General features: G+C 71.0%; 19 protein-coding genes. 4 read left to right on the top strand and 15 right to left on the bottom strand.

Translation table 11 applies throughout. From position 1 onward, the window contains the following. The first annotated feature begins 24 nt into the window (after positions 1-24). Together V8J39_RS08355 and dtd are read left to right on the top strand one after the other, a co-directional pair. Positions 25-951, top strand: coding sequence for a carbohydrate kinase family protein (locus V8J39_RS08355; RefSeq protein ID WP_336460438.1), 927 nt, complete (start codon positions 25-27; stop codon positions 949-951). Next, on the top strand, positions 948-1406 hold the full coding sequence (gene dtd, locus V8J39_RS08350; protein WP_336460437.1) for a D-aminoacyl-tRNA deacylase: 459 nt from the start codon (positions 948-950) through the stop codon (positions 1404-1406). The genes V8J39_RS08355 and dtd overlap by 4 nt, the downstream gene beginning before the upstream one ends. 95 nt (positions 1407-1501) lie before the next feature. Here the strand turns inward: dtd and V8J39_RS08345 are convergent, their stop codons facing one another. From V8J39_RS08345 to chvE, 11 genes are all read right to left on the bottom strand, one after another. After that, positions 1502-2470, bottom strand: a complete 969-nt coding sequence (locus V8J39_RS08345) for a DMT family transporter (protein WP_336461177.1) — start codon at positions 2468-2470, stop codon at positions 1502-1504. 128 nt (positions 2471-2598) lie between these two features. Further along, positions 2599-3654 (bottom strand): aldose epimerase family protein, encoded by a 1056-nt coding sequence (locus V8J39_RS08340; protein ID WP_336460436.1) that lies wholly within the window; start codon positions 3652-3654, stop codon positions 2599-2601. Positions 3655-3658: 4 nt separating this feature from the next. Next, positions 3659-4591, bottom strand: coding sequence for a Gfo/Idh/MocA family oxidoreductase (locus V8J39_RS08335; protein ID WP_336460435.1), 933 nt, complete (start codon positions 4589-4591; stop codon positions 3659-3661). Continuing rightward, a complete protein-coding gene (locus tag V8J39_RS08330) occupies positions 4588-5457 on the bottom strand; it encodes an SMP-30/gluconolactonase/LRE family protein (RefSeq protein ID WP_336460434.1) in 870 nt (289 codons plus the stop codon). The genes V8J39_RS08335 and V8J39_RS08330 overlap by 4 nt, the downstream gene beginning before the upstream one ends. Then, positions 5454-6071, bottom strand: coding sequence for a 2-dehydro-3-deoxy-6-phosphogalactonate aldolase (locus V8J39_RS08325; protein ID WP_336460433.1), 618 nt, complete (start codon positions 6069-6071; stop codon positions 5454-5456). Before V8J39_RS08325 ends, V8J39_RS08330 begins: the two co-directional genes overlap by 4 nt. After that, positions 6068-6961, bottom strand: a complete 894-nt coding sequence (locus tag V8J39_RS08320; protein ID WP_336460432.1) for a 2-dehydro-3-deoxygalactonokinase — start codon at positions 6959-6961, stop codon at positions 6068-6070. Before V8J39_RS08320 ends, V8J39_RS08325 begins: the two co-directional genes overlap by 4 nt. Continuing rightward, positions 6961-8712 (bottom strand): L-arabinonate dehydratase, encoded by a 1752-nt coding sequence (gene araD, locus V8J39_RS08315; RefSeq protein WP_336460431.1) that lies wholly within the window; start codon positions 8710-8712, stop codon positions 6961-6963. Before araD ends, V8J39_RS08320 begins: the two co-directional genes overlap by 1 nt. A gap of 16 nt (positions 8713-8728) precedes the next feature. Further along, entirely contained in the window at positions 8729-9691 is a 963-nt protein-coding gene (gene araD1, locus V8J39_RS08310) for an AraD1 family protein (RefSeq protein ID WP_336460430.1), read from the bottom strand. A 5-nt stretch (positions 9692-9696) separates the two neighbouring features. After that, entirely contained in the window at positions 9697-10965 is a 1269-nt protein-coding gene (mmsB, locus tag V8J39_RS08305) for a multiple monosaccharide ABC transporter permease (RefSeq protein ID WP_336460429.1), read from the bottom strand. A 10-nt stretch (positions 10966-10975) separates the two neighbouring features. After that, complete coding sequence (gene mmsA, locus V8J39_RS08300) at positions 10976-12493, bottom strand: multiple monosaccharide ABC transporter ATP-binding protein (protein WP_336460428.1); 1518 nt, start codon at positions 12491-12493, stop codon at positions 10976-10978. A 62-nt stretch (positions 12494-12555) separates the two neighbouring features. After that, on the bottom strand, positions 12556-13620 hold the full coding sequence (gene chvE / locus V8J39_RS08295; RefSeq protein ID WP_336460427.1) for a multiple monosaccharide ABC transporter substrate-binding protein: 1065 nt from the start codon (positions 13618-13620) through the stop codon (positions 12556-12558). 158 nt (positions 13621-13778) lie between these two features. On the opposite strand from chvE, the gene V8J39_RS08290 reads away from it, so the two are divergent. Further along, the gene (locus V8J39_RS08290) at positions 13779-14708 is read left to right on the top strand and encodes a LysR family transcriptional regulator (protein ID WP_336460426.1); all 930 of its coding nucleotides are present in this window, start codon (positions 13779-13781) and stop codon (positions 14706-14708) included. A gap of 49 nt (positions 14709-14757) precedes the next feature. On the opposite strand, the gene V8J39_RS08285 is transcribed toward V8J39_RS08290, so the two are convergent. From V8J39_RS08285 to V8J39_RS08275, 3 genes are all read right to left on the bottom strand, one after another. After that, positions 14758-17862, bottom strand: a complete 3105-nt coding sequence (locus V8J39_RS08285) for an efflux RND transporter permease subunit (RefSeq protein ID WP_336460425.1) — start codon at positions 17860-17862, stop codon at positions 14758-14760. A gap of 3 nt (positions 17863-17865) precedes the next feature. After that, complete coding sequence (locus V8J39_RS08280) at positions 17866-19104, bottom strand: efflux RND transporter periplasmic adaptor subunit (protein ID WP_336460424.1); 1239 nt, start codon at positions 19102-19104, stop codon at positions 17866-17868. 164 nt (positions 19105-19268) lie between these two features. Next, entirely contained in the window at positions 19269-19772 is a 504-nt protein-coding gene (locus V8J39_RS08275) for a hypothetical protein (protein WP_336460423.1), read from the bottom strand. A 309-nt stretch (positions 19773-20081) separates the two neighbouring features. Here V8J39_RS08275 and V8J39_RS08270 point away from each other — a divergent pair, with 309 nt between their 5' ends. Beyond that, entirely contained in the window at positions 20082-20939 is an 858-nt protein-coding gene (locus V8J39_RS08270) for a DUF6473 family protein (protein WP_336460422.1), read from the top strand. A 188-nt stretch (positions 20940-21127) separates the two neighbouring features. Here the strand turns inward: V8J39_RS08270 and V8J39_RS08265 are convergent, their stop codons facing one another. Then, complete coding sequence (locus tag V8J39_RS08265; RefSeq protein ID WP_336460421.1) at positions 21128-22045, bottom strand: manganese-dependent inorganic pyrophosphatase; 918 nt, start codon at positions 22043-22045, stop codon at positions 21128-21130. Between the last annotated feature and the right edge of the window lie 102 nt (positions 22046-22147).

Below are 22147 nucleotides of genomic sequence, written 5' to 3'. Positions count from 1 at the left end.
AACCGGTTTGGGAGGCCTTCCGACATGATCCTTTGCGCAGGCGAGGCGCTGATCGACATGCTGCCGCGCGAGAGCCGGGCGGGCGAACCCGCCTTCGCGCCCTATCCGGGCGGGGCCGTGTTCAACACCGCGATCGCGCTCGGGCGGCTCGGGGTGGCGACCGGGTTCCTCAGCGGGATCTCGACCGATCTGTTCGGGGCGCAGCTGGTGGCGGCGCTCGAGGCGTCGCAGGTCGACGCGGGCCCGGCGCTGCGGTCGGACCGGCCGACGACGCTGGCCTTCGTGACCCTGGTCGACGGCCAGGCGCGCTATGCCTTCTACGACGAGGGCACGGCCGGCCGGATGCTGGACGCCGCGGCGATGCCGGCCCTGCCCGAAACCGCCCGGGCGCTGTTCTGCGGCGGCATCAGCCTGGTGGCCGAGCCCTGCGGCGCGGCCTACGAGGCCCTGTTCCTGCGCGAATCCGGCGCCCGCGTGACCATGCTCGACCCCAACATCCGCCCGGGCTTCATCACCGACGAACCCGCCTACCGCGGCCGCATCGACCGGATGATCGCGGCGGCCGACATCGTGAAGCTGTCGGACGAGGACCTGCGCTGGCTGCTGGGCGAGGGCACGATCGAGGCGCTGGCGGGCACGCTGCTCGCGCGCGGGCCGAAGGCCGTCTTCGTGACCGAGGGCGCGGCCGGCGCGCATGGCTTCACCGCCGCGGGCGCGGTCTTCGTGCCCGGCCGCCGGGTGACGGTGGCCGACACGGTGGGGGCGGGCGACACGTTCAACGCGGGCGTGCTCGCGGCGCTGGCGCAGGCCGGCCGGCTGAGCCCGGCCGCCGTCGCCGCCCTGACGCCCGACGACCTGCGCGCCGCGATCGACCTTGGCAACCGCGCCGCCTCGGTCACCGTCTCGCGCCCCGGCGCCAACCCGCCCTGGGCCGGGGAACTGCCGGCATGAGGGCGCTGGTCCAGCGCGTCTCCGAGGCGCGGGTCGCGGTCGACGGCGCGGTGATCGGCGAGATCGCCGGCGGGCTCCTTGTCCTCGTCTGCGCGATGGCCGGCGACGGCGCGCCCGAGGCGCGCGCGCTTGCCGCGCGCATCGCCAAGCTGCGGATCTTCAAGGACGAGGCGGGCAAGATGAACCTCGCGCTGGCCGCGGCCGGCAATGCCGCGCTGGTGGTCAGCCAGTTCACCCTCGCCGCCGACACCGCGCGCGGCAACCGCCCCGGCTTCTCGGCCGCCGCCCCGCCCGACGAGGGCCGCCGCCTCTACGAGCTGTTCGCGGACGAGCTGCGCGCGCTCGGCATCACCGTCGCCACCGGTGCATTCGGCGCCGACATGAAGGTCTCGCTCCTGAACGACGGTCCGGTGACGATCTGGCTCGACACCGACGACCGCCCGGTCAAGGGCTGATCCCGCCTCGACTTTGCGGAAATATCCCGGGGGTCCGGGGGCAGCGCCCCCGGCGTCGTGGCCCGGCGTCGTGGCCCGGCCTTCATCCTCGGACCTCAGGTCCCCGCCGTCATCGACCGGCGTGCCCGCGCCCGCTCCAGTCCCAGCCGCCGCTCGCGCAGGATGATCAGGATGCCGGCGGACATGATCAGCGCCGCGCCGCCCAGCGTCTGCAGGCTCGGCACCTCGGACCAGATCAGCCAGCCCGCGCCCAGCGCGAAGATCATCGAGGCATATTCGAACGGCGCGATGATCGAGGCGTCGGCATAGCGGTAGGACGAGGTCAGCAGCACCTGCGCGATGCCGCCGATGATGCCGGCCACCACCAGCGCCGCGAAGGTCACCGGGCCCGGCATCACCCAGCCCCATGGCAGCGTGGTCAGCGACAGCACCGTGCAGGTGACCGAGAACCAGAACACGATCGACGAGGTCGTCTCGACCGCGACCATCTTGCGGATGAACACCTGCGCCAGCGCCCCGCACAGCGCCGCCATCAGCGTCAGCATCGCCCCCAGCGCCTGCGGCCCCGCGACCTGGCCCGTGCCAAGGCTCTCGAGCCGCGGCGCCAGCACGATCAGCACCCCCGCCAGCCCCAGCGCCACGGTGAACAGCCGGAACGCCCGCACCCGCTCGCCCAGGAACATCGCGGCAAGGATCACCACGAACAGCGGCGCCGCGTAATAGATCGCCGTCACCTCGGGAAAGCTCAGCAGCCCCAGCGCGGCGAAGCTCATGCCCGCGGAGGCGCCGCCGGCGAAGCCGCGCCAGAAGTGGCCGAGCGGGTCGGCGGTGCGCCAGCCATCCGCCAGGTGCCCGGTCATCGCCATCCACACGACGATCACCGGGATCGCGAAGACCGAGCGGAAGAACAGGATCTCGCCCGTCGGCACCTCGGACGAGGCGTATTTGACGATGCCCTGCATCACCACGAACAGCATCACCGACGCGACCTTCAGCCCGATGCCGGTCAGCGGCTGGTTGCGGTCTTCCGCGGCGGGGGAGCCGGCAGGATCCGGGGTGGCCATGTTCGGGGCGGCATTCGGCTCGGCGGGGGAGGCGGGGGCTTCGGACACGGGGAGGGGGCGCCTGTCGCTGGGGGATCCCCTGCGGCTATGCACCCGGGCGCCGGCCTTGTCCACGCCCCCGCCGCGCCTCAGCCCGCGGAAAGCGCGATGCGGATCGTCACCGCGTGCCGCCCGCCCGGGCGCAGGATCGCGGGCCGGCCGCACCAGCCCTCGGGCCGGTTGACCGCGTCGGGCCAAAGCTGCGGCTCGAGGCAGAGGGCGTCATGGGCGCGGTAGGCATGGCCGTTCTTGCCGGTGACCCGCCCGTCGAGGAAGTTGCCGGTGTAAAGCTGCAGCCCCGGCGCGTCGGTGGTCATCGCGATACGGCGGCCCGAGACCGGGTCCTCGGCGGTGATGGTCCCGGGATCGAGGCACAGGCAGTGGTCATAGCCCGCCAGGCTGCGCGAGCGCATGGCGGTCGCGGGCTGGCGGCCGTCGCGGAAGTCGAAGGGCGTGGCGCCGACCGGGGCGGGCGCGCGCGGGATCGCGTCGGCATCGACCGGCAGGTAGCGCGCGGCCGGGATCGTCAGCCGGCAGTCCAGCGCGGAATGCGGCCGCCCGGGCAGGGCGCGCGCGCCGGGCAGGGCGAAGAAGCTGTGGTGGGTGAGCGAGACCGGCGTCGGCGCATCGGTTTCGGCCGCCAGCGCGATCGTCAGCACCGCGCCGCCCGCCGCGGGTTCGAGCGTGTAGCGCGCGGTGGCGCGCAGCCGGCCCGGAAAGCCCTGGTCGCCGTCGGGGCTGACCAGCGACAGCGTGACCGCGTCGGGGGCCAGCGCCTCGATCTGCCAGGGGCGGCGGTCGAAGCCCTCGGGGCCGCCGTGCAGCGTGTTGGGGCCGTCGTTGGCGGGCAGGTCATAGCGCCGTCCGTCCAGCGTGAAGCCCGCCCCGGCGATGCGGTTGGCGACCCGGCCGATGGTGGCGCCGAAGCAGCCGCGGTGATCGAGATAGCCCTGCAGGTCGTCATGACCCAGCACGATGTCGTCGGGCGTGCCGTCGCGGTCGGGGGTGACCAGCGCCTGCAGCGCCGCGCCGAAGGTGATGATCCGCGCGCTGACCGGCCCCGCGGTCAGCGTCACCCGCCGGATCGCCTGGCCGTCGGGCAGGTGGCCGAAGATCTCGGCCGGGGGCGGGCGGTCGTCCTTCATCGCCTCAGCCCGGGTCGTGGAACGCGTCGGTCGCGACGCGCTCGGCCATCAGGAAGGCATCGGCCACCAGCTGCAGCGGGGCAAGGTCGACCTCGCTCTCGCCCGCCGCGATCAGCGCGGCGAACCGGGCGTAAAGGCGACGGTACTCGTGATCCTCGGCGGTGATCCGCGGCGCGCCGTCCACGACCAGCGTCGCGCCGCCGTCGCGCAGCACGATCTCGGGCCCGTCGGTCGCGACGCGGATGTCCCAGGTCTGTGGCCCGGTCTGGCGCCAGTCGAACCGCGCCGCCACCGGCGCGCCCGAGGCGGTCGTCATCGCCACCGCGGCCGCGATCGGCGCCTGGCGGTTCTCGGGCACCTCGAGCCGGGCCGAGAGCGCGTGCACCGGCTCTGGCAGGATCCGGGTCAGGATCGACAGCGCGTTGATGCCGGGGTCGAAGACGCCAAGCCCCCCGGGCTGCCAGATCCACTCCTGCCCCGGGTGCCAGTGCCGCACGTCCTCCATCCAGTCGATCTCGACCCGGCGGATCGTCGCACCGGCCAGCAGCCGGCGCGCCTCCTCGACCGCCGCCGCCTCGCGCGAATGCCAGGTGGCGAACAGCGTCAGGCCGCGCGCCGCGGCCAGCCGCGCCAGCGCCTGCACCTCGGACACCGTGGCGCCGGGGGGCTTTTCCAGCATGACGTGGCGGCCGGCCTCCAGCGCGGCGAAGGCCTGGTCGAACCGCCCCTGCGGCGGCGTGCACAGCGACACGGCGCGCAGCGCGGGCTCGGCCGCCAGCATCGCTCCGATGTCGGGATAGGACGGCAGGCCGGGCTCGGCCGCATTGCGCGAGGCGATGGCGGCCAGCCGCAGCCCGGGCGTCGCCGCCAGCGCGGGCAGGTGCTGGTTGCGGGCGATGGTGCCAAGGCCCACGAGGCCGAGGGGAAGCGCGGTCATGATGCGGGCTCGTCGATGCGGATGATGGGTTCGGGCCGGCCGCGGCCGAAGCCCGGCAGCGCGAAGGTCGCGCCCGAGGCGGGGGCGCGGGCGATCTCGTCGGGCGACAGGCCCTGCGTCGCCGAGGTGACATAGAGCGTGTCGAGGGCCGGGCCGCCGAAGGCCGGGCAGGTCAGGTGCGGCGCGGGCAGGGGGGTGCGGGCGACGGGATGGCCGGCGGGATCGATGCTCAGCACCTGCCCCTTGCCCCAGCATGCCACGTGCAGCGCGCCGGCCGCGTCGGTGACGGCGCCATCGGGCGCGAAGCTTTCGGCGCTCAGATCGGCGAAGACCTCGGGGGCCGAGACGGGCCAGCCCTCGGCATCCAGCGCCAGGGCCCAGATCTGGCCGCGGGCGCTGTCGGCGACATAGGCGCGGCGACCGTCGGGCGAGAAGCAGGTGGCGTTCGGGATCGACACCCCGGCCATGATCCGGCGCAGCTCTCCGCGGTGGAAGCGGTAGATCGCGCCGGCGCCCGGCTCGGCCTCGCGGCCCATCGTGCCGACCCAGAACCCGCCCGCCGGGTCGGCGCGGCCGTCGTTCGACCGCGTCACAGCGTTGTCGGCCTCGAGCGCGACCAGCCGCGTCATCGCGCCGCTCTCGATCCCGAGCCGCGCGATCCCGGTCTCGGTCGCCACCATCAGCGTCGCGTCGTCGATCACCGCCGCGGCCGAGGTCATCTCGGGCAGCGCGCGTTCGGTCGTGGCGCCGTCGGGGCGGCGCGACAGCATCCGCCGGCCGGTGATGTCGAACCAGAACAGCTCGCCCCGGCCCGGATGCCACAGCGGCCCCTCGCCCAGGGCGCAGATCCGCGCGTCGAAGATCATGCGCCCGCCTCCGTCCGGGCGGCATCGTAGGCCGCGACGATGGCTGTGGCTCGCGCGGCCAGTTCGGGCACCGGCAGGCCGGGCGTGTAAAGCGCGGTGCCGATGCCGAAGCCGTCGGCCCCGGCCGCCATCCACTCGCCGAAGGTCGCGGGCCCCGCGCCGCCGACGGCATAGACCTGCGTGCCCGCCGGCAGGACCGCGCGGATCGCCCGCAGCCCGCCGGTGCCGGCGATCGAGCCGGGGAACAGCTTCAGCCCCGTCGCGCCCGCCGCCAGCGCCACGAAGCACTCGGTCGGGGTGAAGACGCCCGGCCACGAGGCCATGCCGCGCGCCCGGGTGGCGGCGATCACCGCCGGATCGGCATTGGGCGAGACGACGAGCGTGCCGCCCGACTCGGCCACGCGGGCGACGTCGTCGGGCGTCAGCACCGTGCCCGCACCGATCACCGCGCGGCCCCGCGCACCCGCGGCCATCGCCGCGATCGAGGCGAAGGGATCGGGCGAGTTCAGCGGCACCTCGATCGTGGTGATGCCGGCGGCGATCAGCGTCTCCATCGCCGGCAGCGCCTCGGGCGGGGTCAGGCCGCGCAGGATGGCGATCAGGGTGCGGCTCATGCCGGGGCTCCTTCCGCCGCAAGCGCCAGCCCGGCGCGGGCGAGCGTGCCGCCGTCATGGGCCGCGACCTCGCGCCCCAGGTGGGCCAGCGCCGCGCGGTACAGCCCGACCAGCGGGCCGCTGCCGATCAGCGCCAGCGGTCCGTCGGGCAGGCCCGCAAGCTCGGCGCCGATCAGCAGCCCCGAGAGCCGCGCCCGCGCCGCCGAGGGCGCGAGCCCGGCCAGCAGGCTTTCGGCCCGCAGCGCGAACAGCGCGTGGAAGCTTTGCCCGGCGCGCCCCTGGTCGAGGCCGATCGCGAAGGCCTCGGGGTCGGGGGTGTCGTCGGCGGTGGAATGGCGCAGCACCGACTGCTGCGCCAACAGCGCGAACAGCTCGCCCGTCATCGCGGTGTGGAACCGGGTGACGCGGCCGGCGCGGATCTGGACATGCTTGGAATGGGTGCCGGGCAGGATCGCGCAGCCCTCGAACCCCGGCTGCAGCTCGAGCAGGCCGGCAAGCTGCGTCTCCTCGCCGCGCATGACGTCGGCGGGATCGTCCTGCGACAGGCCCGGCACGATCGCGACCCTGAGGCGCGGGTCGGTGGTGGGGGCGATCAGCAGCTCGCCCGGCGCGACCGGGGCGCAGGGGACCGCGCGATAGGGCGCCTCGGCCCAGCCCTGCCGGGCCCCGACCATGCCGCAGGCCACCACCCGCATCGGCCGCGCGTCCGGCCGGGGATCCAGCCAGCGCCCGATCAGGCGCAGCAGCGCCGGCTCGAACCCGGCGCGCGACAGGGTGCCCATGCCGTCGGGGCTGTCGGCCTGGTCGATCACCGTGGTGCCGCGCATCGCGAAGACGCGCAGGTGGGTGGTGCCCCAGTCGACGGCGATCCAGTCGGGGTGGTCTGTCATCAGTGGCTGTCCTTGCCCACCGGGTTGCCCCGGCAGCCCTTGAGAAAATCGAGATCGGCGCCGGTGTCGGCCCCCTGCACGTGCGTCTGGTGCAGCCAGGCATAGCCCGAGGGCGCGCGGTCCTGCGCCGGTGCCCAGGCCGCGAGGCGGCGCTGCAGCTCGTCCTCGGGAATGTCGAGGTGCAGCCGCCGGTTCGGCACGTCCAGCTCGATCATGTCGCCGTCGCGCACCACGGCGAGCGGGCCGCCCGCCGCCGCCTCGGGCGAGGTGTGCAGCACCACCGTGCCATAGGCGGTGCCCGACATCCGCGCGTCCGAGATCCGCACCATGTCGGTCACGCCCTTGCGCAGCACCTTCGGCGGCAGGCCCATGTTGCCGACCTCGGCCATGCCGGGATAGCCCTTGGGCCCGCACATCTTCAGCACCATCACGCAGGTCTCGTCGATGTCGAGATCCTCGTCGGCGATGCGGGCCTTGTAGTCGTCGATATCCTCGAACACGACCGCCCGGCCGCGATGGGTCAGAAGATGCGGGCTCGCGGCCGAGGGCTTGAGCACCGCGCCGTTCGGCGCGAGGTTGCCCTTCACCACCGCGATGCCGCCCTGCCGGGTCAGCGCCTGGTCGAGCGGCAGGATCACGTCGTCGTTGTGGTTGGCGACGTCCTTGACCTCGTCCCAGATCGTCCGGCCAGAGACGGTGAGCGCATCGCGGTGCAGCTGCCCGCCTTCGCCCAAGCGCCTGAGCACCACCGGCAGGCCGCCGGCATAGAAGAACTCCTCCATCAGGTACTTGCCCGACGGCATCAGGTTCACGATCGTAGCCACATCGCGCCCGCAGCGGTCCCAGTCGTCAAGCGTGAGGTCCACGCCGACCCGGCCCGCCAGCGCGAGGATGTGGATCACCGCATTGGTGGACCCGCCGATCGCGCCATTGGTGCGGATCGCGTTCTCGAACGCCTCTTTCGTCAGGATGTCAGAGGGTTTGAGGTCGTCCTTCACCATCTGCACGATGCGCCGCCCGGTCAGCTGCGCCATGACCCGGCGGCGCGAATCCACGGCCGGGATCGCGGCATTGCCCGACAGCGCCATCCCGAGCGCCTCGGCCATCGAGGCCATGGTCGAGGCCGTGCCCATCGTGTTGCAGGTGCCCGAGGAGCGCGACATCGACTGCTCCGCCTCGAGGAAGTCCTCCTGGCTCATCTCGCCGGCCTTCACCGCCTCCGAGAACTTCCACAGATGCGTGCCCGAGCCGACGCGATCGCCGCGGAAATAGCCGTTCAGCATCGGCCCGCCGGTCACGACGATCGAGGGGATGTCGCAGGAGGCCGCGGCCATCATCAGCGACGGCGTGGTCTTGTCGCAGCCCACCAGCAGCACCGCGCCGTCGATGGGCTGGCCGCGGATCGTCTCCTCGATCGCGAGCGCGGCGAGGTTTCTGAACATCATCGCCGTCGGGCGGAAGGTGTTTTCCGAGGCCGAGAACACCGGCACCTCGACCGGGAAGCCGCCGGCCTCCCACACGCCGGCCTTCACCTTCTCGGCCAGCTCGCGCAGGTGGCCGTTGCAGGGCGTCAGGTCCGACCAGGTGTTGAGGATGCCGATGATCGGGCGCCCGTCGAACAGGTCGTGGGGATAGCCCTGGTTCTTCATCCAGCCGCGATGGTAGATCGTGTCGCGCGAGCTGCCCGAATACCAGTGCGTCGAGCGCAGCGGGCGGGGCCATTCGGCGGGGGTGAAGGTCTTCGCGGGCATCGGACGATCCCTTGGATCAGAGTTGACGGACCACCGCCGCGCCGGTGTCGGCGGCGATGGCGAGGGGGTTGCGCAGCGCAAGGCCGAAGGCCGGGGACTCGATCTCGAACACGTCGCCGGCCTGCGCGGTGATGCCGGCGCCGAAGCTGAGCGTCGCGGTGCCGAACATGTGCACGTGCAGGTCGCCCGGGCGGCGGAACGGCGCGTACTTGAAGTGGTGATGCTCGAGGTTCGCGATCGTGTGGGACATGTTGTCCTCGCCCGACAGGAACGGCTGGTCGAAGATCGTCTCGGTGCCGCGGATCAGCCGCGAGCGCCCCTCGACATGGGCGGGCAGGGCACCCACCAGCAGCTCGGGGCCGAAAGCCGCCGGCCGCAGCTTGGAATGCGCGAGGTACAGGTAGTTGATCCGCTCGGTCACGTGGTCCGAGAATTCGTTGGCCAGCGAGAAGCCGATCCGTGCGGGCGTGCCGTCGGGGCCGATCAGGTAGAAGCCCGCGATCTCGGGCTCCTCGCCGCCGTCGAGCGCGAAGCCGGGCGAGGTGAGGGGATCGCCGGGGGCCACCGCCTCGGTGCCGGGGCCCTTGTAGAACCATTCGGGCTGCACGCCGGCCTGGCCGGCGGCGGGCTTGCCGCCCTCGATCCCCATCTGGAACATCTTCATGGAATCCGAGACATGCTCGGTGGTCTTGGCGTGCATCGCGTTGCGGGTCGAGGCCGAGCCGAGATGGGTCAGGCCGGTGCCGCACAGGTACATCCGCGCCGGTTCCGGGTGGCGGACCGGGATGTCGAGCCTGCCGTCGGCGGCCAGCGCGGGCAGGTCGACCGTCTCGCCGCCGGCGGGGATCACGCTGGCGAGGGGGGCGGCCTTCGCGACGGCCTCGGAGGCGAGGGCGAAGGTGGTGGCGCCGGGGATCAGGCGTGCGAGGGACCCCTCGCGGACGATGACGCCCCCGGTCTTCAGTTGGCTCAGGTGCATGGGTCTCAGCCTTGCTTCTGCTTGTTGTAGACGTCGAAGATCACCGCGGCCAGCAGCACCAGCCCCTTGATCATCTGCTGGTAGTCGATGCCGATCCCCATGATCGACATGCCGTTGTTCATCACGCCCATGATGAAGGCGCCGACGACGGCCCCCACGATCTTGCCCGCGCCGCCCGACATCGAGGCGCCGCCGATGAACACCGCGGCGATCACGTCAAGCTCCATCCCGAAGCCGGCCTTGGGGGTCGCGGTGTTGAGCCGCGCGGCGAACACGAGGCCCGCCAGCGCCGCCAGCACCCCCATGTTGACGAAGGCGAGGAAGGTCAGCCGCTCGGTCTTGATGCCCGACAGCTTCGCCGCCTTGCGGTTGCCGCCCAGCGCGTAGATCCGCCGCCCGATCACCGTGTTCTGGGTGACGAAGGCATAGAGCAGGATCAGCACGCCCATCGTGACCAGCACGTTGGGCAGGCCGCGGAAGGTCGAGAGCTTGAAGGCCAGGAACAGCAGCGCGCCGACGACGATGGCGTTGCGGGCCCAGAACAGGTTCACCGGCTCGCTCACCATGCCGTAGGCCGCCTTGCGGGCCCGGTCGCGCAGGCCGGTCCAGACGATGGCCAGCCCGCAGGCAAGGCCAAGCCCCATGCACAGCACGTTGAAATTGCGCGACCCCGCCAGCGCCGCCAGCCCCTGCGTGACCGAGGTGGGCAGGATGTCGGGCACGAAGCCGGTGGACAGCAGCTGGAAGCTTTGCGGGAAGGGGCCCACCGACTGGCCCTCCAGCAGCCAGAGCGAGGCGCCGCGGAACACCAGCATCCCGGCCAGCGTGACGATGAAGGACGGGATCGACCAGTAGGCGACCCAATAGCCCTGCGCCGCGCCGATCAGCGCGCCCAGCACCAGCGAGGCGAGGATCGTCACCGGCACCGGCACGTCCCATTCCACGATCATCACCGCGGCGAAGGCGCCGATGAAGCCCAGCACCGAGCCCACCGACAGGTCGATGTTGCCCGAGACGATCACGATCAGCATGCCAAGCGCCATGATGATCACGTAACTGTTCTGCAGGAACAGGTTGGTGATGTTGACCGGCCGCATCAGCGTGCCGCCGGTGACGACCTGGAAGAAGGCCATGATCGCGATCAGCGCGAACAGCAGGCCGAATTCCCGCATGTGGTTGCGCAGGTAGGTGGCCAGGCCCTGGGGATGCACCCCGCTCGGGCCCCCCGCGTGGCCGCCGTCCCCTTGCGTGGTCTCGGTCGATTGGATGGACATTCTACCCCCCTCAGTCGCTGACGATGAGCGACATGATCCGCTCCTGGCTGGCCTCGGCCGCCGAGAGTTCGCCCACGAAGGCGCCCTCGTTCATCACGTAGATGCGGTCGCACATGCCCAGGAGTTCCGGCATTTCCGACGAGATCATCACGACGCCCTTCCCCTGGGCGGACAGGTCGTTGATGATCCCGTAGATCTCGTATTTCGCGCCGACGTCGATGCCGCGCGTGGGCTCGTCCAGGATCAGCACCTGCGGATCGGTGAACAGCCATTTCGACAGCACCACCTTCTGCTGGTTGCCCCCCGACAGGTTGCCGACCTTCTGCATCACCGAGGGCGTGCGCGTGGCCAGCGCCCGGCGGTAGCGCTCGGCGACCGCGGTCTCCTCGTCGCCGTCCAGCACGCCGTTGCGCGACACGCCCGGCAGGTTCGACAGCGTGGTGTTGAAGCGGATCGTCTCGTCGAGGATCAGCCCCAGCGACTTGCGGTCCTCGGTCACGTAGGCCAGGCCCGCGTCGATCGCGCGGTCGACGGTCGAGACGTCGATCGGCTGGCCCTTCAGCCGCACCTGGCCCGAGATGTCGCGCCCCCAGCTGCGGCCGAAGATCGACATGGCCAGTTCCGTGCGCCCCGAGCCCATGAGGCCGGCGATCCCCACCACCTCGCCCGCGCGCACGGTCATCGAGATGTCCTCGATCACCTGGCGCTCGGCATGTTCGGGGTGCCAGACGTTCCAGTCCTGCACCTCCATCAGCAGCTCGCCCGCGCGGCGGGTGCGGTCGGGATAGCGGTTGGACATGTCGCGCCCGACCATGTGGCGCACGATCTCGTCCTCCTCGAGCCCGTCGCGGGCGTCGAGGCGCGCGACGGTCGCGCCGTCGCGGATCACGGTGACGGTGTCGGCGACATAGCGCACCTCGTTCAGCTTGTGGCTGATGATGATCGAGGTCACGCCCTGCGCCTTCAGCTCGAGCATCAGGTCCAGAAGCTTGCGGCTGTCGGTCTCCTGCAGGGCCGCGGTCGGCTCGTCGAGGATCAGCAGCTTCACGTCCTTGGACAGCGCCTTCGCGATCTCGACCAGCTGCTGCTTGCCGACGCCGATCGAGTCGACCAGCGTCGCGGGCGCGTCGCGCAGGCCCACCTTGGCCAGCAGCCCCTCGGTCCGGCGGAAGGTCTCCTGCCAGTGCATGACGCCGTTCGTCGCACATTCGTTGCCAAGGAAGATGTTCTCGGCGATCGACAGCTGCGGCACCAGCGCCAGTTCCTGGTGGATGATGACGATGCCTTTCGCCTCGCTGTCGGTGAGGGTCCTGAACTCGGCCAGCGCGCCGTCGTAATGGATCTCGCCGTCGTAGCTGCCGGCCGGGTAGACCCCCGACAGCACCTTCATCAGCGTCGACTTGCCCGCGCCGTTCTCGCCGCAGATCGCGTGGATCTCGCCCTTCGCGACGCGCAGGTTCACGCGGTCGAGCGCCTTCACACCGGGGAATTCCTTGGTGATCTCGCGCATTTCAAGGATGGTGGACATCTGCCCCTCGCTCTCGGCCTCGGGAAGCGCCCGGGGGCTGCGCGCCCCCGGGCAGGGAGGGCTCACTTGAGCTGGTCTTCGGTGTAATAGCCCGATTTCACGAGGACATCCTCGTAGTTCGCGGCATTCACCGGCATCGGGGTCAGCAGGTACGAGGGCACGACCTTGACGCCGTTGTCATAGGTCTCGGTGTCGTTGACCTCGGGCTCGGTGCCTTCGAGCATGGCGTTGACCATGCCGACGGTGACCTTGGCCAGTTCGCGGGTGTCCTTGAAGATCGAGGAATACTGCTCGCCCGCGATCATCGACTTGACCGACTGCACCTCGGCGTCCTGGCCGGTGACGATCGGCAGCTTCATGTCGCCCGAGCCGTAGCCGACGCCCTTGAGCGAGGACAGGATCCCGATCGACAGCCCGTCATAGGGCGAGAGCACCCCGTTGACGTCCTGGGTCGTGTAGTTGGCGGACAGGATGTTGTCCATGCGCGCCTGGGCGGTGGCCGGGTCCCAGCGCAGCGTGCCGACCTTGTCCATGCCCATCTGGCCCGAGGGGATGGTGATCTCGCCCGAGTCGATCATCGGCTGCAGCACCGACATCGCGCCGTCGTAGAAGAAATAGGCGTTGTTGTCGTCGGGGCTGCCGCCGAACAGCTCGACGTTCCAGGGCTTCACGTCGGGGAAGCGCTCTTTCAGGCCCTCGACCAGACTCGTGGCCTGCAGCACGCCGACCTGGAAGTTGTCGAAGGTGGCGTAATAGTCGACATCGCCGGAATCGCGGATCAGCCGGTCGTAGGCCACGATCTTCACGCCCGAGGCGGCGGCATTGGCAAGCGCGTTCGACAGGGTGGTGCCGTCGATCGCGGCGATCACCAGCACGTCGACGCCCTTGGTGACCATGTTCTCGATCTGGGCGAGCTGGTTGGGGATGTCATCCTCGGCATATTGCAGGTCGGTCTCGTAGCCGGCGTCCTGGAACTGCTTGACCATGTTGTTGCCGTCGTCGATCCAGCGCGCCGACGATTTCGTCGGCATCGAGATCCCGACCATGCCCTTGTCCTGCGCGAATGCCGCGGACGAAAGCGCGACAAGGCTCACCGCGAGCGCACCCGCGAGTTTCCTGATCTTCATCGATGTCCTCCCATGACGGGGACCCTCCTCGGCCCCCGGACCTCCCCGCGAAGGGGATGGCACCAGCCGTACCCCGGGATGACATACCGAACAAATGCCAATATGAGGAATGTGCATACCATTCGCGGTATGCGCGTTATGCGCGAGGGGGGCGTGGCATGGCCGATCACCTGGCGAACCTGGCGCCGCGGCAGGCGCGGCTGGTGGCGGCGATCGCCGAGACCGGGCAGCTTCAGGCGGCGGCCACGGCCTGCGCGGTGACGCAGCCCGCGGCGAGCCGGATGCTCGCCGATCTCGAGCGGCTGCTGGGCACGAAGCTGTTCCAGCGGCTGCCGAAGGGGATGGCGCCGACGCCGGCGGGCGCGCTGCTGGCGCGCCATGCCCGGCGGCTCTTGAACGACCTCGGGCAGCTGGCCGAGGAATTCGCCGACCTGCGCGCGGGGCTCGGGGGGGCGGTGCGGGTGGGGGCGGTGACCGGGCCGGCGCTGGGCCAGCTGGTGCCGGCGGTGCAGGCGCTCAAGGCCGAGGCGCCGCAGGTCGACATCTCGATCGAGGTCGCGCCCTCGGTCGCGCTGGTGCAGATGCTCGAGCGCGGCGATCTGGATTTCGCGCTGGCGCGGCTGCCCGCGCGGTTCGATCAGCGCGACTTCGAATTCGAACCGGCGCGGGACGAGAACGTGCAGGTGCTGGTGCGGGCGGGCCACCCGATGCTGGGGCGGGGGCCGCTGCCGATCGGGGCGCTGCACGGGCTGCCCTGGATCCTGCAGGACCGCGAGGCGCCGATCCGCCGCGCGATCGAGACCGCGTTTCACGACGAGGGGCATTCCTCGCCCGCCGACGTGATCACGACCTCGTCGCTGCTGGCGATCATCGCGCTGCTTAAGGACAGCAACGCGGTGGCGCCGATGTCGCAGGAGGTGCTGGACCTGCTGCTCGCGCCGCCGGTCGCCGCCGATTTCGGCCGGATCGAGCTGAACCGGCTGGTCACGGTCGAGCCCTACCTGATCCTGCGGGCGCGGGGACGGTTCCTCAGCCGCGCGGCGGAGCGGCTGCTGGAGCTGGTGCGCGCCTCGATCCGGCAGCTGTGAGCGGCCGCCCCCCCAAACCCTCGCGGGCGGGGGAGGGGGGCGGCGCGGATCAGGCCTGCTTGGCGCGGCGCGAGAACAGGCGGCGGACGCAGACGAAGAAGGCGGGGACAAGGAAGATCCCCAGTCCGGTCGCGGCCACCATGCCGCCCAGCACGCCGATGCCGATCGCGTTCTGCGCCCCGGCGCCGGCGCCGGTTGCGGTCGCCAGCGGCACCACGCCCAGGATGAAGGCGAAGGAGGTCATCAGGATCGGCCGCAGGCGCTGGCGCGCGGCCTCGAGCGTGGCCTCGACCAGCGCCTTGCCCTCGCGCATCTGTTCGACCGCGAATTCCACGATCAGGATCGCGTTCTTCGCCGCGAGGCCGATGGTCGTGAGCAGGCCCACCTTGAAGTAGACGTCGTTCGACTGCCCCGCGAGCAGCGCCGCGCCAAGCGCGCCAAGCACCCCCACCGGCACCGCCAGCATCACCGACAGCGGGATCGTCCAGCTTTCGTAAAGCGCGGCAAGGCACAGGAACACCACCAGCACCGAGACGGCATAAAGCATCGGCGCCTGCGACCCCGACAGACGCTCCTGATAGCTGAGGCCGGTCCAGGCCACGCCGTAGCCGCCGCCGGGCAGGTCGGCCGCCAGCCGCTCCATCGCGTCCATCGCCGCGCCGGTGGACGTGCCGGCGCCGGGCGAGCCCTGAAGCTCGAGCGCCGTGGTGCCGCCATAGCGGGCGAGCGTGGCCGGCACCGTCTCCCATCCCAGGGTCGAGAAGGCCGAGAACGGCACCATCTCGTCGTCGGAATTGCGCGCGTACCAGCGGAACACGTCGTCGGGCTGCATCCGGAACGGCGCGTCGCCCTGGACATAGACCGGACGCAGCTCGGTCCCCATGGTGAAGTCGTTGACGTCGGTGCCCGAGAACACCGTGGTCAGCACCGCGTTCACCTCGCTGATGCTCAGCCCGAAGTTCTGCGCTTTCTGCTGGTCGATGATGATCTTCATCGCGGCCTTGTCGTTCGACTCGTTGCCGCGGATGCCGGTGGCGCTGCCCTCCTGCTGGGCCTGCGAGACCAGCGTGTTCGCCGCCTCGCGCAGGGCGGCGTCCCCGCGGCCGGACTGGTCGAGCAGGTACATGGTGAAGCCCGAGGAGTTGCCCATCCCCGAGATCGCCGGCGGCTGCAGGAAGAACACCCGCCCCAGCCGGTTCGAGCGGAAGGCGGCATTGGCGCGCGCGGCGACGGCCGAGGCCGAGAGGCTGTCGTCGCCGGCGCGCAGGTCGAAGTCCTTGAGCTTGGCGAAGACCATGGCGTTCGACTGCGAGGTGCCGCCGAAGCCGAATCCCAGCGCGGCGAAGGTCGACTGCACGGCGTCGCCTTCCTTGTCGAGCAGGTAGTCCTCGACCTTCTTCACCACGCTGTCGGTCTGGGTGGTGGTCGCGCCCTCGGGCAGCTGGATCTGCACCATCAGCACGCCCTGATCCTCTTGCGGCAGGAAGGACGAGGGGATGCGCCCGAAGCTGACCACGACGATGCCGACGATCGCGGCGAGCGCCACGAGGCCAAGCACCGGGCGGCGCAGGATCCGGCGGTTCGCGCCGACATAGCCGCGGGTGAAGCGGTCGAAGTTGCGGTTGAACCAGCGTGCGGGGGCTGGGCCCGGCCCGTGACGGGGCTTGAGCAGCGTGGCGCAGAGCGCCGGCGTCAGGATCAGCGCCACCAGCACCGAGAGCGTCATCGCCGAGATGATCGTCACCGAGAACTGGCGGTAGATGATCCCGGTCGAGCCCGAGAAGAAGGCCATCGGCAGGAACACCGCCGACAGCACGAGGCCGATGCCGACCAGCGCCGAGGTGATCTGGCCCATCGACTTCTCGGTCGCCTCGACCGGGCCGAGCCCGTCCTCTTCCATCACCCGCTCGACGTTCTCGACCACGACGATGGCATCGTCGACCAGAAGGCCGATCGCCAGCACCATGGCGAACATCGTCAGCGTGTTGATCGAATAGCCGAAGGCCGCGAGCACGCCGAAGGTGCCCAGCAGCACCACCGGCACCGCCAGCGTCGGGATCAGCGTCGCGCGCCAGTTCTGCAGGAAGACGAACATCACCACGAAGACCAGCACGATGGCTTCCAGCAGCGTGTGCTCGACCTTCTCGATCGACAGCTCGACGAAGGGCGAGGTGTCGTAGGCATACTGGATCTCGACGCCCTCGGGGAAGGCGCCCTTCAGCCCGTCGAGGACCTCGCGCACCGCGGCCGCGGTCTCGACCGCGTTGGCGCCGGTCTGAAGGTTGACGCCGAAGCCCGCGGCACTGGCGCGCGAGAAGCGGTTGTAGCTGCCGTAGGTCTCCTGGCCGATCTCGACCCGGGCGACATCGCCCAGGAACACCGCCGCGCCGTCGTCACCGGTCTTGAGCAGGATGTTGCGGAATTCGTCGACGCTGTTGAGCTGGGTCTGGGCGGTCAGCTCGGCGGTGAACTGCTGGCCCGCCGCCGCCGGCTGGTCGCCGAGCGAGCCCACGGTGACGTTGGTGTTCTGCGCCGAGACCGCCGAGGTGATGTCTGCCGGGGTCAGCTGGTACTGCACCAGCTTGTCGGGATCGAGCCAGATGCGCATCGCGTAGCCCGAGCCGAAGACGTTGATCGAGCCCACGCCCTGCGTGCGCTGCACCGGGCCCTCGACCGTGGTCTCGAGCATGTCGGCGAGCTGAAGGCTGGTGTAGCTGTTGTCCTCGGAGACGAGCGCGCCGACCATCAGGATCGAGCTGGTCGAGCGGTTGACGCGGATGCCGGCGTCCTGGACCCGGTCGGGCAGCTGGTTCTGCACCAGCTGCAGCTTGTTCTGGACCTGCACCTGCGCGTCGTCGGGATCTGTGCCCTCGTCGAAGACGATCGAGATCGACGAGCGGCCCCGCCCCGAAGACGAGGTCATGTAGAGCATGCCGTCGAGGCCGGTCATCGCGTCCTCGATCGTGGTGGTGACCGAGTTCTGCACCGTCTCGGCCGAGGCGCCGGAATAGGTGGCGGTGATGCGGATCGTCGGCGGCGCGACCTCGGGGTATTGCGAGATCGGCAGCGTGTAGATGCCCAGAATGCCGGCCAGCATGGTCACGATGGCAAGCACCCAGGCGAAGACCGGGCGGTGGATGAAGAAACGGGCCATGGGTCAGTTGCCGCCCGAGGTGCCGGGGGTCTGCATCGGTGCCGGGGCGGGCGTGCTGGCGGCCGGCTGGTCGGACAGGGTGCCGTCGTCGGCGATGGCGACCTCGACCGGGGTGATGGTCCGGCCCGCGCGCATCGTGTCGATGTTGTCGACCAGCAGCCGGGTGCCGTCCTCGATCCCCTCGGCCACGATCCAGGCGGTGCGCGTCGAGCCGATCGGGGTGACCTTCAGCGACCGCGACGTGCCGTCGTCGCCGATGGTCCAGATCTGGACGGTGCCGTCGGCCTGCGGCTTGGCGGCAAGCTGCGGCACGAGGAAGGCCGAGGTCGTGCCCAGCGTCAGCTGCGCGCGCAGGAACATGCCGGGCAAGATCTGGCCGTCGGGATTGTCGAAGCGCAGCCGCGCGTTGATCGTGCCGGTGGTGGTCGAGACCGACGAGGACACCGCCTGCACCGTGCCTGTGCCCGAATATTCCTCGCCGTTCTCCAGCACCAGCGTCACGCCCAGCCGCTCGCCGGGCTGGATGTCGCCGTTCTGGAACCGCCGCCGGTAGTCGAGCATCCGCGACGAGGCCTGGCTCACGTCGACGTAGATCGGGTCGAGCGCGATGATCGTCGTCAGCGCGTCGGACTGCCCCGAGGTCACGAGGTCGCCGACCGAGACGTCGGGAATGCCCGCGACGCCGTCGAGCGGCGCGGTGATCGTCGTGCGGTCGACGTTGATCTGGGCCGAGGCGACCGAGGCCTCGGCGGTCGAGATCGCGGCCCGCGCCTGCAGCAGCGTCACCTCGGCCTGATCGAGATCGGCCTGCGTCACGCCGCGTCCGACCAGCGCCTTGGCGCGGTCGGCCGCGGATTGCGCCGCGGGCAGCGCGGCGCGGGCGCTTTCCAGGTTGGCCTTCTCGGCCAGAAGCTCGGCGTCGTAGCTGGCGCTGTCGATGCGGAACAGCGGCGTGCCCTTGGTCACCGTCGTGCCCGGGTCGTACAGCACCTCGGTCAGCACGCCGTCGACCAGCGGCCGGATCTCGGCGCTGTCGCGCGCGGCGGCGCGTCCGGGGGCGGTGTCGGTCACCGGGACCTGCTGGCGCTTCAGCGTGATCACGCCGGCGCGCACCGGCGCCGCCGGATCGGCGGCCGCCTGGGCGCGGGCCGGCGCGGCCGGGGCCAGCACCAGCGGCGTGGCCGCCGCAAGGGCAAGGGCTGCGCAGAGCGCGGCGGAACGGAGGGGGGCGGACAATGGCATGGGAGAAATGTGTACTCGGCTCTGGTCACGGGGAAAGGCCGGGGAGGCGGCCATCTGGCGTGCTAGGCAGAAGGCACGCGCTTCCGCCGCTGTGCGAGCCGATTTTCGCCCGTCCGGGGCAACGAATGCGTGATCGGGCCGTGGCGCGGGCGGCGCCGTGCGGGTCAGAGGCCCGGTTCGCGCAACCCCAGCGCGATCATCCGCAGCAATCCGTCGCCGGTGACGTCCAGCGACCAGCGCCGCCCGCCCGGCTCGCGGCCCGAGATCGTGCCCGACAGTGCCGCGACGGCGGCATGGGTCGCCATCAGCGCCTGCAGCCTCTCGGCAAGGTCCTGATGATAGGCAAGGGCCACCGCGCCGGCCGCGGCGCCGCCCATGATCTCGACGCCGTCGCGGCGCAGGTGCCAGCCACCGTCGTCGTCGGCCCGGTCGAAGTCATAGGTGCCGAGCGGCGTCTCGACCCGGGCGGCGAGCGGGCCGGGCGCGTCGGGGCCGGCCGTCGCCCCGTCGTCCCCGGCTGTCCCGGGCCCGGTGGAGGCGGCCCCGGGGACTTCGGCGGCTTCGGCGGCTTTGGCGGGCGCAACGGGCGCGAGAGGGTCGAGCGCCGCCGGGGCGGGGAACAGGGCGGCGATGCGCTCGTGGATGCGTTCGCTGAACGACAGCTTCATTCCGGTCTCCGTCTGCGCCCCGGGAAGCGGTGGCCGGGGGCCGGGGCGGGGTGCCGAGGCTCTAGCGCAGCGCGCCGGAAAGCTGAATGCCCCGCGGCCGCCGATCGGCAGGCGGCCGCCACGGCCGGGCGGCCCGCCGTCGCGTCGGCCCCTTGGCCCGCGCGTCATCGGTCGGCCGCCTTTGGTCGGGACGGCGGCAGGATTTCGGCGCCATCGTGGCGTCATCTTCACCGCGGGCGAGATCTGTTAAGCCCACGGTAAGGTCGCGCGTGGTCATGTGTCTGCGGGGTGAGACGTGCGGGGTGACACATGGCCTTCGAACATCAGGGCGCTTCGGCGCTCGACTATCAACCGTGCCGGTATGGCGATTCGAAACTGGTCTTTCGCGGACCGCGACGGCGGCTCGACGGCTGCTATGTCGCGGCGCTGGGCGGGTCCGAGACCTATGGCAAGTTCGTTCCGCAGCCCTGGCCGCGGCTGCTCGAGGTCGCGATCGGGCTGCCGGTGGTGAATTTCGGCTGCATGAATGCGGGCATCGACGTCTTCGTCACCGACCAGGTGCTGGTGCAGGCGGCGGCGCAGGCGGCGGTGACGGTGATCCAGGTGCTGCCGCCGGAAAACATGTCGAACCGGTTCTACACGGTGCATCCGCGCCGCAACGACCGGTTCCTGCGGGCCTCGCCCTTGCTGCGCTCGCTGTTCCGCGAGGTGGATTTCGCCGATTTCCACTTCACCGGCCACCTGCTGGGGGCGCTGCAGGCCGCCGACCCGGACCGCTTCGCGCAGGTCGAGACAGAGCTGCGCACGGCCTGGGGCGCGCGGATGAAGACGTTGCTCGCGCGGATCCCCGGGCCCAAGGTGCTGCTGAGCCTGGACAATCCGCTGCCGCCGGATGCGCCGCCGCATCCGCTGGGCCCGATGCCGCACCTGATCACCTCGGCGATGATGGCCGACCTGATGCCGCTCGGGCTCGACCTGGTGCATGTCGCGCCGACGCTGGCGGCGCGGACCAGCGGCATCGCCGGCATGGGCTATGCGCCGCTCGACGAGCCGATCGCGCGCCGCGTGGCGCCGCCCGCCGTCCATGCCGAGATCGCCGAGGCGCTGGAGCGCGCGGTGCTGGCCGGGCTGGAGGGCATGGCCGGGCCCCTGGCGGAAAGCGCCTGACCCCCGGCCGGCGCGCGGGCCGGGCGCGGGTTGGGCGCTGGTCGGAGGGCCAGCTGCTGTGCCGTCCCCGTCGGGCGACAGACCTGCTACCGCACGGAGGCGGCTGTCGCCGGAAGAAACTCCGCGCGGCGGCGATCCCCGGTTTGGCGGGGGCGGCGCGGCCGCCCCCGGGGGGAGATGGGCCGGGATCAGACCTTCAGCGAAGGGATGATCTGCTTCTTGCGGCTCATGATCCCCGGCAGAACCACGGTGTCGCCCGAGACGCTCGCGCCGAACGAGGCCTCGGCCACGGTCTTGACGAAGTCGTTCGGCACCAGCAGCGTCGCCTCTTCGCGCAGGATGTCGATCACGAACAGCAGGACCTCGTCCGCGCCATCCTCGGCCGCAACGCCCGGCATCGCGGCCATCAGCGCATCCTTGCGGTCGATCAGCACCTTCGGCGCCGTGGTCTCGAGCACCGAGACCCGCAGCTCCTTGCCGCCGACCGAGTATTCCTTGCTGTCCATCCGCAGCAGCTCGGCATCCGAGAAGGCCGAGACATCGGACTTGGCCGCGAACATCTCGGCCGCGAAGTCGGGGATCGAGACGCCCAGATCGGCCGCCAGCGCCTCGGCCACCGCGCGGTCGTGATCGGTGGTGGTCGGCGAGCGGAATTCGAGCGTGTCGGACAGGATGCACGACAGCATCGCGCCCTTGATGCCCTTCGGCGCCCGGGCGGCATCGGCGCCCATCAGGTCGTGCATGATCGTCGCGGTGCAGGCCAGCGGCCGGATCGTGATGTCGATCGGGGTCTTGGTCTTCAGCCCGCCGACCAGCATGTGGTGGTCGATGATCTGCACGATCTTCGCGCCGTCGATCGATCCCGGCAGCTCGGCGGGATTGTTGGTGTCGACGATCACGACCTCGTCGCCCTCGGCCAGATCCGCGATGATCTCGGGCTTCGGCAGGTCCCAGTGGGCCAGCACGAAGGCGGCCTCGGTGTTGGGCTCGCCCAGCAGGACCGGGGTCGCGGGCGTGCCCTTCACCTCGGTCAGGTACCAGGCCCAGACGATCGGCGAGCCGGTGGAATCGGTGTCGGGAGACTTGTGGCCGAAGACCTTGATCATGTGACGCAACCCTTTGTCGGCCTGCCGGAACGACCCGGAGGCGCATGAAATCCGACAGGTTTCTAGCCCGCGGGGCGAGGATTGTCACCGGGGCGCGCGGCC

Source organism: Frigidibacter sp. MR17.24 (assembly GCF_037095655.1).
Taxonomy (GTDB): Bacteria; Pseudomonadota; Alphaproteobacteria; order Rhodobacterales; family Rhodobacteraceae; genus Frigidibacter.
The sequence above is the reverse complement of the archived record's forward strand: the minus strand, read 5'-3'. Positions and strand labels throughout refer to the sequence as shown.